Annotated in this window: 9 protein-coding genes; 6 read left to right on the forward strand and 3 right to left on the reverse strand. The window is 46.0% G+C overall.

Annotation, left to right across the window (positions count from 1 at the left end; all coding sequences use genetic code 11):
* Positions 1–69: 69 nt before the first annotated feature.
* Positions 70–282: a hypothetical protein gene (locus EFB11_RS01650; protein WP_122788651.1), complete on the reverse strand. Its 213-nt coding sequence runs from the start codon at positions 280–282 to the stop codon at positions 70–72.
* A 147-nt stretch (positions 283–429) separates the two neighbouring features.
* Between EFB11_RS01650 and EFB11_RS01655 the strand changes: the two genes are divergently transcribed.
* The 6 genes from EFB11_RS01655 to EFB11_RS01680 all read left to right on the forward strand — a co-directional run bounded on the left by EFB11_RS01655 (position 430) and on the right by EFB11_RS01680 (position 9853).
* The gene (locus tag EFB11_RS01655; protein WP_164706546.1) at positions 430–1191 is read left to right on the forward strand and encodes a DUF3298 and DUF4163 domain-containing protein; all 762 of its coding nucleotides are present in this window, start codon (positions 430–432) and stop codon (positions 1189–1191) included.
* A 12-nt stretch (positions 1192–1203) separates the two neighbouring features.
* Entirely contained in the window at positions 1204–2838 is a 1635-nt protein-coding gene (gene rlmD, locus EFB11_RS01660) for a 23S rRNA (uracil(1939)-C(5))-methyltransferase RlmD (protein WP_122788653.1), read from the forward strand.
* Between the two features lie 185 nt (positions 2839–3023).
* A complete protein-coding gene (locus EFB11_RS01665; protein ID WP_122788654.1) occupies positions 3024–4643 on the forward strand; it encodes a class I SAM-dependent DNA methyltransferase in 1620 nt (539 codons plus the stop codon).
* Positions 4630–5742 (forward strand): restriction endonuclease subunit S, encoded by a 1113-nt coding sequence (locus EFB11_RS01670; protein WP_122788655.1) that lies wholly within the window; start codon positions 4630–4632, stop codon positions 5740–5742. The genes EFB11_RS01665 and EFB11_RS01670 overlap by 14 nt, the downstream gene beginning before the upstream one ends.
* 12 nt (positions 5743–5754) lie before the next feature.
* Positions 5755–6675, forward strand: a complete 921-nt coding sequence (locus tag EFB11_RS01675) for a hypothetical protein (RefSeq protein ID WP_122788656.1) — start codon at positions 5755–5757, stop codon at positions 6673–6675.
* A gap of 13 nt (positions 6676–6688) precedes the next feature.
* Positions 6689–9853, forward strand: a complete 3165-nt coding sequence (locus EFB11_RS01680; RefSeq protein ID WP_122788657.1) for a type I restriction endonuclease subunit R — start codon at positions 6689–6691, stop codon at positions 9851–9853.
* Between the two features lie 479 nt (positions 9854–10332).
* Here EFB11_RS01680 and EFB11_RS01685 read toward each other — a convergent pair whose 3' ends face one another.
* The gene (locus tag EFB11_RS01685; RefSeq protein ID WP_122788658.1) at positions 10333–10995 is read right to left on the reverse strand and encodes a sigma-70 family RNA polymerase sigma factor; all 663 of its coding nucleotides are present in this window, start codon (positions 10993–10995) and stop codon (positions 10333–10335) included.
* Positions 10976–11815, reverse strand: a complete 840-nt coding sequence (locus EFB11_RS01690) for a helix-turn-helix domain-containing protein (RefSeq protein WP_122788659.1) — start codon at positions 11813–11815, stop codon at positions 10976–10978. Before EFB11_RS01690 ends, EFB11_RS01685 begins: the two co-directional genes overlap by 20 nt.
* Positions 11816–11952: the final 137 nt, after the last annotated feature.

Below are 11952 nucleotides of genomic sequence, written 5' to 3' on the forward strand. Positions count from 1 at the left end.
TGCTCACAACCGGAGCGGGTACAGCCGATGGATGTTTCCATGGTTCCCCCGCTCCGGTTGTATCCTTTTTTATCGAATGGGATGATCGTAATCCGCGCCCAGCGCTTCCAAATGCGACAGGGTGCGTTCCAAAACCTCATCATCCGGTGACTGCGCGCTGCATGCCAGAACCGCCTGCTGTTCTTCTTCCGACAAAGCAAAAAAAGCGTTCATCGCACGGGTACTGTGTCCCATACGATACAGCAGCTCTTCCGGACGGCGCGGTGTGGGTGTGTCTTCCATGGCACTCCCCTCCTTTCACATCCAGTGTCACCCTTGTTTTGCCGCAGCATACGGAAAAATACGCAGAGGGTTAAATTTTTTCGGCCTATGTGGTATAATAACCGCATAGCAACGGTTGATTTGTTTTTCAGCCGACAAGGAGTGTTTATGAAATCTATCCCCCGACTGGCTGCCACCCTTTTGGCAGCGTCTGTTTTGATGTTGCCGTCCGGTTGCCGGTCTGCATCCACGCCTGCTTCCAGTGCGTCATCACCTGAAAATGAATTGTATACCGAAAACGCACCCGACGGCACCGTAGTCCTGCAAATCACAGCCGATTCGCCCGATGTGGCCTCGTATGTCACCGAAGAAGCCGCTCAAGCGATCCAAACATACTATGACGAGCTTTATGCGGCAGAAACCGAACAATGGCAACTGGAATTGGCCGATTTTGCACGGGAGGAGTATGCCCAATCGCAGGAGCAAAATCAGGTGTTCCGTCCCTACGCGATTGAGGAACACTATTCCATTGTGCGAAATGATGACACCTATCTTTGCATCCAGCGCATCCGGCAAAGTTATACTGGCGGCGCCCAGGAGGAAGAACAGGTCTTTTGTGAAAATTTTTATAAAAAAGATGGCTCTTTGGTAGCTCTAGCCGACCTTTTTCAGCCGGATATCGATTATACCAGCACTTTACTTTCTCTGCTGTCCGAGGAACTGGACCAGCGGATGCAGGCGGGTGAAATCACATACGAGGCTGACGCCAAAGAAAATCTAAAGCAAGGTCTGACCGATGGACATTTTTCTCTGACTGAGGATAGCCTGGTCTTTGTATATCCCTGTTATACCTTGGCCCCTTATGCAGCAGGGCCCCAGTTTTTTGAAATCCCTTTCACCGCATTGGAAGGTTTGTTGTGTACGTCTTGACATGGAGGAATTATGGCATTACAAAAAAATAAAGTATATCATGCAGAATTTACCGGTTATACCGCAGAAGGGTCGGCCGTTGCACACATTGACGGCATGACGGTTTTTGTTCCCGGCGGGGCTGTTGGCGATCAATGTGATGTGAAAATCCTCAAAGTGACCAAACGGCTTGCCTATGGGAAAATCGAACGTATCCGAGTGCGTTCTAAGCACCGTATCGAGCCGGCTTGTCCGCATGCGGATAAATGTGGGGGCTGTTGCTATCAGCACCTGACCTATGAAGAGGAATTGCGCGCCAAGGCTCGCAAGGTTTCCGATGCTTTACAGCGCATCGGCGGCCTGCCGGATATTTTACAAGGCATCACTGGTTCGGAACATATTACCCACTATCGTAACAAAGCACAGTTCCCGGTTGCCGATACCGAAAATGGCCCTTGCACGGGATTTTTCCGCCCGCGCAGCCATGATATCATCCCGGTATCCGATTGTCTGATTACCGATTTGGTCGCCAACCAGATTGCTTCTTTGGTATGCGACTGGATGAAAGAATATGACATCCCTGCATATCAGGAAACAACCCATACCGGTCTGATTCGGCATATCTATGTACGTACTGGCGTCGCGAGCGGCGAAGCCCATCTCTGCCTGATTGCGACTCGCGCCAAGCTGCCACATACTCAGGAACTGATCACACAGCTGACGCAGGCAGTTCCTTCCCTGACCGGTATTGTTCTGAATGTCAATAAGCGGACCGATAATGTGATTTTGGGCGATCGTACCCTCCTCCTTTGGGGTATGGAAGAGTTGGAAGACATTCTGTGCGGCCACGTATTCCGGCTTTCACCGCACGCATTTTATCAAGTCAATCATGCGCAGGCCGAACGGTTATATGCCTGTGCGCTGGAGTTTGCTCAATTGACGGGGCAGGAAACGGTCATGGACCTTTACTGCGGAGCCGGTACCATCACGTTAACGCTTGCGGAACATGCAGCGCATGTCATCGGTGTGGAAATCGTTCCAGAAGCCATTGAAAATGCGAAACTAAACGCTGCACGAAACGATGTACAAAATGTAGAGTTTCTCTGCGCCGATGCTGGCCAGGCGGCTATGATGTTTGCAGCCCGGCAGGAGCATCCCGATGTTTTAACGGTTGATCCGCCTCGCAAAGGACTGAGTACCGAAGCCATTGATGCCATTGTACAGATGGCACCCTCCCGCGTTGTATATGTGTCCTGTGACCCGGCAACCTTGGCACGGGATTGCAAGCTGTTTTGTGCGCAGGGCTATCAAGCGGTCCGCGCGCAGGCATTCGATCTGTTCCCCCGCACCCATCATGTGGAGACGGTAGTACTTTTGTCCAAACTTAATGCCAAGCAGCATATCGAGGTGGAGCTGAATCTGGACGAGCTGGATTTGACATCGGCGGAGAGCAAAGCCACCTATGATGAGATCAAAGCGTATGTGCTGGAGCATACCGGTCTGAAAGTCAGCCACCTTTATATCGCCCAGGTCAAACAGAAGTATGGCATTATCGAGCGGGAAAACTATAATAAACCGAAGTCTGAGAATTCCAGACAGCCGAAATGCCCACCGGAAAAGGAAGCGGCAATTATGGAGGCATTGAAGCATTTTCAAATGCTTGAATAGGGATCGTTTCTTAATGAAAGACCAACTGCTATGATGGCGGGCGGTCTTTCATTCAAGTTGGTATTACTAGCGAAATAGTATGATTTTGGAATTGTTTGCGATTGATTCCCTTTGTTGACGGTCGCGCTCATCTAGGGTACAATTATACTGGGTTGTTATAATAAGTTGAAATGAGGTATTAGACTATGGCTAAGGCCACTAAAAAAGATAAAGAGGTAACTTTGGAAACAGTTCTGTGGAACTGCCGCGTGGCCTTGCGTGGTGTTGGTAGCACGGAGAAAAACAGGGATGCCGTGATTGGGCTGGCATTTTTGAAATTTGCTGGAGATAAATTTGAAAAGCGCCGCGCGGAACTTTTAGCACAGTATGGCGACATTCCCGTGTTCCTAGAGAAGCCTTCTTTCTATAACGCGGTAAATGTATTCTATCTGAAAGAAACAGCGCGTTGGTTCTACATTGTCAAGAATGCAGGAGCAAATGATATTGCTGTGATTTTGGATCAGGCAATGGCTGATATTGAGGAAGCCAATCCTTCGCTGAAAGGCGCATTACTGCAAAACTTCTATGCAACTTTGGGAGCGCCTAAAGAAAAAATCAAAACATTGATTGATGAAGTCAATAAAATCTCGGAATCTCGATTTCACGAAGAAGATCTTATTGGTCGCGTTTATGAGTATTTTTTGCAGATTTATGCTGCCAGTGGCACCAAGGAAGATGGCGAATTCTATACGCCCGCTTGTGTGGTAAAGCTGATTGCAGAAATGATTGAGCCATTTAGCGGAACAGTCTATGATCCTTGCTGTGGTTCCGGCGGAATGTTTGTGCAATCGCATAAATTTGTCGAACGCCATCAGGGGAATCGGGCCAATATTTCTGTTGTTGGCCAAGAGAGTGTACCGGATACTTGGCGTCTTTGCAAGATGAATTTAGCGATTCGAGGAATTTCACATGATTTAGGCGAAAAGAACGCTTCTACGTTTACTGACGATCAGCATAAAGATCGAAAATTTGATTTTATTATGGCAAATCCACCGTTCAATCTCAAAGGGTGGCGCGGAGAAGACGAATTGTTGGATGATCCTCGGTGGAATGGCTATGTAGTTCCTCGCGCTTCTAATGCAAACTATGCTTGGATTCTTCATATTATTTCTAAATTGGATGTTAATCACGGTATTGCAGGCTTCTTACTGGCTAATGGAGCATTAAATGATCCTGATGAATATGAGAATCGGAAACGCCTTTTGATGAATGATAAAGTAGAGGCAATTATTGTCCTGCCGCGTGATATGTTTTATACCACCGATATTTCGGTGACTCTCTGGATTGTTAATATGAATAAAACGGCTCGAACCGTGAATGGACGCCAATTACGAGATCGCAGCGGTGAAGTTTTGTTTATGGATCTACGCCGTTGGGATAGTAATGTTGAAGAGATTGTCATCGATAAAGGGAAAAAGAAGAAAAAGACTGTCTTGACTGATGAGCAAATTGCTGAAGCAAAACGAATTTATAACAATTGGCAATCAACTGACACATCTTTATATCAGGATGTGCCTGAGCTATGTAAGGCTGTTAAGGTATTGAAAAAAGACAAAGTAGATCCGAATGATCTTTCTATTGAAGAAAAGGATTGGGCCCTTGCTCCTAGCAAATATATCGAATTTATCGATCATGATTTGGATATTGACTATGATAGCGAAATGGCCAGAATTCAGAATGAAATGCGTCTTCTGATGACCTCTGAGGAACTCTCTCAGTCTATGTTGAAAGATGCTTTTAAGGGGATTGGATATGAAATCAACTAAGCTTGGCACATATATAGAGCAATGTGATTCCAGGAATACTAATAGAAAATATGGGGCAGGCGCAGTAGTTGGATTATCCACACAAAAGCAGGTTATTAGAACAAAGGCGGATTTATCAGGTGTAAATTTAGCTTCTTATAAGCTGATGCCACCAAAGGCATTTGCGTATGTCCCTGATACTTCACGCCGTGGCGATAAAATGTCGTTAGCGTATAACTCGTCAGCAGAGACATACCTTGTTTCATCTATCTCCATTGTGTTTTTTGTTTGCGAGAATTGTGGCCTAATGTCAGATTATCTCTTTATGTATTTTAATCGCCCAGAGTTCGATCGATATACTCGCTTCAATTCTTGGGGGTCTGCCCGTGAGACCTTCTCATGGGAGGATATGTGCGACATCGATATTGAGTTGCCATCCATTGAAGTTCAACAAAAATACGTGAACATTTATAATGCTATGATTCAAAATCAGAGGTGTTATGAGCAAGGGTTGGAGGATCTGAAATTGACGTGCTTTGCCATGGCGGATCATTTCAAGCATACGAAGAAAAAGATGGCTATGGGGGATCTGCTTGAGGAAGTTGATGTTCGTAATAGTGAGGGAATATGCGATAATGCGCAAGGCATCAATATTACAAAGCAGTTTATGCCATCTGTAGCAAGCAGCTCAGATTTGTTAAAATATAAGTTGGTTTATAAAAATCAATTTGCATATAGTGCTATGCAAACTGGACGTGACAAGTGCATCCGAATTGCATTATATGGCGGAGATAAACCAATTGCTGTATCCCCTGCATATTCCGTGTTACAGAAGAAAACTGATACCATTCTAGAGGAATACATTCAACTATGGTTCTCTCGCCCAGAAAGTGACCGCCTCGGTTGTTTTATGAGCGATGCCAGTGTTCGTGCAAACTTAGATTTGCCAAGGTTTTATGAAATCGAAATTCCGGTGCCGGATTTAGATGAGCAGATATCACTTGTAAATATCTATAACGCGTATGCTCTTCGCAGAGAAATTAACGAACAACTAAAACTACAAATAAAAGATATTTGTCCCATCTTAATCAAAGGCTCGGTTGAAGAAACATCAACTTAAAAGGAGACTTATATGGCATATTACACAGAACGTCACGGCCTGAGAAAGCCTGTCGTTAAAACTTACGATATATCCATAGAGAAGTACGCTCTGCTACTCCATTGCTGTGAGAAATACTATGATAACCTTGCGTGGAAGTATCCTGCGCAATGCCCCGATGGGCAGGGGTGTTGTGGAATTGACCAGGAGCAGTTCAGTTTAGATTTGAAGTATGAGATTCCGACTTTATATAGGGATGATTCTGATCGCATTACCGTCCCGGCCATTCACCATAATGTTTTTAATGGAGACAGCCAGGATAAGTACGATCAGTATGCATTGCTCGATCTTATTGAATTTTTTGCAGAGAATGTACATGATGTGGTTGTTGGTAGTTTCCATAGCTATTGGGGCCACCATCATCTGACTTGTCAGAATAGTCGGAATGTATGCGCCCAATTTCGGGATGAAATCAACAGCATCTTCCAAAAGACCGGGCTGTTGTATTCTTTGAACACTGATTTGCAGGTGGAGCGCATCGTTGAAAACAGTCCGCTTACTCCAGAAGTGGAAGCTACGATAGCCACTGTAAAGGAACCAGGAACGTTGGAACTTCTGAAAGAAGCAATTCTTCTTCATAAGAGTCCCTATCCGACAGATATACGAGATGCTACAGAGAAGATCTGGGATGCGTTTGAGCGACTCAAAACCTATTATACGACACTGAACAAGCGGGATTCAGCAGCCAAAATCGTGAATGATATGTCAGGAGGACAAGACGACTATATAACGCTATTCGATACGGAATTTAATGCCTTAACCAAAATTGGCAACAACTTTAGGATTCGGCACCACGAAACAGACAAGATTGAAATTACTGATATTCGTTATTACGACTACTTCTTTAATCGTTGCCTATCTTTAATTGCTCTGGCAATCCAATATCTGCAGTAAGGGAGGTTATCACGTGGACTATGAATTTGTAAAAGGACAATTTACGGAAGCACAGCTGGAGGCGGCTATCATTGAGATATTCCAGCAGCAAGACTATATCTATGTCCACGGAGAGAAAATCCACCGGCAGTATGAAGAAATCCTGCTGGAAGATGACTTGCGCTCCTTCTTACAGGAGAGGTATGCCCATGAAGGCCTGAGCGAAACCGAAACACAGAAAATCATCAATCAGTTGACTCTCATCCCGGCATCTCCGCTTTATGAGGGAAACCGTGCTGCTTTCTGGCTGGTTAATGGAGGCTTTGATCTGCAGCGGGATGATCTGAGCAAAGTGGCGCTTCATATTGATTACATTGATTTCGACCACCCGGAGAATAACATTTTCAAAGTAGTGAATCAGTACTCTGTACAGGGCGAGCGTCTGCGCAGACCGGACCTACTCGTATTTATTAACGGTATCCCGGTTGCTATTTTTGAGTTTAAGTCAGCAATCAATGAGGATGCAAATGCCCATGACGCTTGGGAACAGATTACTATTCGTTATACCCGGGATATTCCAAAACTGATGAAGTATTGCTTCCTATCGGTCATCAGCGATGGAGCCAACACAAAAATGGGCAGTATCTTTACGCCCTACCCATACTATTATGCCTGGAATAAAGCCAATGAACAAGATAAAGTTTCAAACGGTGTAAGCTCGCTATTTACGATGATTGAAGGTGCTTTTGCAAAAGAGCGCCTCCTTCGTGTGCTGTGCGATTTTGTGTTTTATCCAGACGATAGCAAGAAAAGCGAGGCTATTGTTTGCCGTTATCCCCAGTTTTTCGGAGCCAACAAAATGCTGGAAAATATTAAGCGGCATCTCCGGCCAGAAGGAGATGGTAAAGGTGGCACGTATTTTGGTGCAACGGGATGCGGCAAAACTTATACTATGCTATTTCTGTCGCGGATGATTGCCCTACGCGATCCTGATGCCTTTAACAATCCGACGATAGTAATAATCGTTGACCGTGAAGATTTGGATACGCAGACAGCGGAACTATTTGCAACAGCGAAAAAGTACCTCCACGAAGATGACGTGAGGAGTATTGAATCTCGTGCAGATCTTGCTGAGACATTGAGGGATAGACCTAGCGGTGGAGTCTATATAACCTCTATTCAAAAGTTTTGTGAGAAGATTGGCCTTTTGTCTGCTCGGAGCAACATCATCTGTATCTCCGATGAGGCTCACCGTACTCAAACTGGTGTTGGTTCGAAGCTGAAAAAGACAGAGAAGGGCGTATTTACTACGTATGGTTTTGCAAAATATTTGCGAGATAGCTTTCCAAATGCTACATATTGCGGCTTTACCGGAACACCAATTGATGAGACAGTAGCCGTTTTTGGCGATGTGGTAGACAGCTATACTATGAAAGAATCCAGTGACGATGGCATTACAGTTCGCATTGCATATGAGCCACGTTTGGCGCGTGTTATTCTTTCAGATGAGCAGGCCAAAGAAATACAGAAATATTACGAAAGTTGTGCTGAACAAGGTTCTACGACCGAGCAAATTGAAGCAAGCCAAAAAGCTATGGCACGAATGCGGGCTATTCTAGGCCACCCGGATCGCCTAAAAAAATTGGCTGAGGATATTGTCCTGCACTATGAAGCTCTTTGTGCTGAGAAGCCACACGTTGTACTAAAAGCAATGATTGTCTGTGCCGATCGAGGTGTAGCATTTCGTCTTCTAAAAGATATCCTTGCAATTCGTCCTGCCTGGGGAGAAAAACGTCGTGCAGAGAACGAAAATGATCTGACAAAAGAACAACTAGATAAGTTGTCTCCCCTCCCGAAAATTAACCTTGTTGCAACACAAGGGGCTAATGACGAAAAGGAGTTGTATGAGGCTTGCGGAACAAAAGAATACCGCAAGATGCTGGACAAGCAGTTCAAAAACGATAACTCCAATTTCAAAATTGCAGTTGTTGTTGATATGTGGATTACTGGTTTCGATGTGCCATCTTTGGCTGTTATGTACATTGACAAACCATTACAAAAGCACACCCTTATCCAAACAATTTCTCGCGTAAACCGTGTTTTTGATGGCAAAGACAAAGGCTTGGTTGTAGATTATATTGGTATCAAGAATGACATGATGGAAGCCATAAAAAAATATGGTGGTCCACAAGAAAGTCCAGTGGATGAACTTGATATTACAATTGGCATTTTTCGCAATCACTTGAAAATGATTGATGACTTACTGCTTGGATTTAATGCAAGTAAATTTTTTACTGGGGAACCCCTAGAAAGGCTGAATTGTTTAAACAGTGCGGCAGAGTACGTTCAAAGTCGGAAAGACACCGAAACGCGCTTTATGGGATTGTCTCGAAGGTTGAAAAGTGCTTACAATATCTGCTTCCCCTCTGGTGAGCTGACAGATGAAGAAACGGCAAAAGCTCAGTTTTATCTCGCTATCCGATCTATCATTTACAAGCAAACCAAAGGGAATGCCCCTGACGCCGAAGCGATGAACCAAGTTGTAGAAAATATGGTTCGCGAGGCTATTGCCTGTACTGGAATTGAAAATGTTGTAGATGAACACAAGTCGGTTGACCTGTTCAGCGATGAATTTATTGAACAACTGAATACGGTAAAACTTCCGATCACAAAATTCAATGCACTCTTGAAATTGCTCCGTAAAGCTATTAGCGCTTATGGGCGCACTAACAAAGTGAAAGCTATGGAGTTTGATGAGCGTCTCCGCAAAGTAGTTGATGATTATAACAGCAGAGATAAGTTGGTATTTACCAACGAGGTGGTTTCTGATTTTGTAAATGATCTGTCCGACCAACTGCTACAAATTTTAAGGGATCTGCAAGAAGATCAGTCCTCTTTTCAAAAGATGGGAATTAGTTTTGAAGAGAAGGCTTTTTATGACATTCTTGTCAAGGTGCGAGATGACCACGGTTTTCCGTATGCCGATGAAAAATGTGTGGTATTGGCTAAGAAAATCAAGGAACTTGTTGATGATAAAGCTCAATTTGCTGATTGGTCTACCAGAGATGATATTAAAAATCAACTCAATATGGAATTGACCGTCTTGCTATATCAGAACGGATATCCCCCTGAGTGGGACGAAGAGGTTTTTGAAAAAGTAATGGAGCAAGCTGAGAATTTCAAGAAATATGCTGATTGATACAGTGTTTTTTCAACTACATTTTTCGAAACATTTGATAGGCTGTGATGTAGCCTGCTGTCAAAGGAAATTGCTTACTTATTGCTCTGGGTCATCCAATAGGGGCGAGCAGCATCCCTGTTGGCAAGGGGATTTCAAAGGGGAACAGCGTTCTCCTTTGTCTGGGGTGTTCAGAGGGGATAGAGTTCCCCTTTGACTGGAAGAATCCAAAGAAACCTGCGGTTTCGTGGCACACGACTTTCCTCCGGAAAGTCTAGTGTGTTATACCTTTGTGGAGCAGATGGCAGCCGGAATTGTAGCACACCCTGAAAAGTGTGGCCACAGTTGCGGCGTTCTGGCGGGAAAGGTTGCCCCTTGCGGGGCAGCATAAGCGACAGAAAAAGGCTGGCAGGCGGTGCGGGCAAGCACTGTCTGTCAGCCGTGTCATTTGCGGAACAAAGGTATATCAAAGCCCCCGTCAGCCGCTGCTTCCCATCGTATCAGAACCACCACGGCAGCTTTCCGCGCAGGCTGTCCATCGCCTCGCCCTCCACCTTCTTTGTCCAGCTCTCGCTGAGATGGAAATGGAGCGCCGCGCCGATCAGCGGGTGCTCGATTCCATCGGTAAAGCCATAGCGGTACAGCAGATAGGTCTGCTCTCTGGCCGTCAGCTTGTCCAGCGCCGCATACAATTCTATCAGCTGCTCTTTTTGGATATAGATTTGCTCCGGCGTTTGGGTGTGAGGGTCGGCTATGGCTTCGATCCGCAGCATCCGTTCATCCTCTGAGAGAACGTCATCCAGATATACTCTTTGGAAGCCGTGGCCGTCTTTCTTATCCACCATCCGTTGCTCAAATAAACCGAGGGCGGCGCGGATGCAGTCCGTCATGGCGTTGCGGAGCGCCGGTGCTGCATAGGTCAGAAATTTCATGCCCCGTCCGGCATCAAACAAAGGGATCGTGTTCAGCAGGCCGATACTTCCCTCCTGCATCAAATCATCCAAATCAATTCCAATATCATTTTCATCCAGCCCCATGTTTCGGTATTGCTCCAGCGCAATTTTTCGGATGAATCCCAGATTCTTTTCCAGCAGAATGTCACGGGCAGCCGTATCCCCTTTCTGTGCCAGTCTGCACAGCTGCTCATTGCTCCGGGTCGGCATTTTGCTTCTCCTGCGCGTGGTCTAAGGTGGATTGGAGAAATTCCGTCAGCGCCTGACCGAACTTGTCTAATGCTTCCTTTTGCACACCGTCCATCCCCGCTGCGCTCTGGGTGACGGCGGCGGAAATCATTTCGGGCGTGATGGTCGGAGTATGAACATCCGCCCCTTTGGTGAGTTCGGTAAACATCTGCTGAGTGATGCCCTTGGTCAAGGACTGCGCTGCTGTGAAATCGTTGCCGATCTCTTTCTTCACTTCCCGCAGCGCCGCCATAAATGTGTTCTGTATCATCGTCAGGTCTGCCTGATATACGGGAACTTTCTGCCGGTTGACAGTTCTGGCCGCCTGCACCGCAGCATCCGTTTTCACATTCCGGCGCAGCATGGCGCTGAGGGTGGTAAGCATCTGGTTCTGTCCGGCGAAACCGGCGGCCAGCGTATCGTCAAAATACTGCTCGATCATGTAGGTGACCTCTGCAAAGCGCGGGCTTTCTAACAGGCGGTTGACAATTTCAGCATTGGCTTTCCCGGTGTACAGATTCCGCGCCGCCTGCACCGACAGGCCCAGTTCTTCAATATCAAAATTTGTCCGGTCGGGCGTGTTGACTTCCCCCAGCAGGAAATCTGTGGAGACTTCAAACACTTTCGCAATGCGGAGCAAATGTTCTGTGCTGATCTTATCAGTCTTACCGCTGACAAACCGGCTGATGGCGCTCTCGGTGCTGCCGATGCGGGTCGCCAGCTGTGCCTGGGTAATTTTATGTTCCTTCATAAGCTCCTGCATCCGCTGCCGGATATTGCCAGGCAGATAGGCTCCCTCCATGTGACGCACCTCTTTTCTGAAAATTCTCTTTAACCATTATAACTTATAAAACCAGCGCGGGCAAATGTTTTCCGCTGGCTTCGCCGCTCTGAGGTCTTGCATTTTTGCAAGATTTCAGGGCGGCGTTTTTTCGTTTC

The sequence above is a fragment of the Intestinibacillus sp. Marseille-P6563 genome (assembly GCF_900604335.1).
Lineage (GTDB): Bacteria > Bacillota > Clostridia > Oscillospirales > Butyricicoccaceae > Butyricicoccus_B.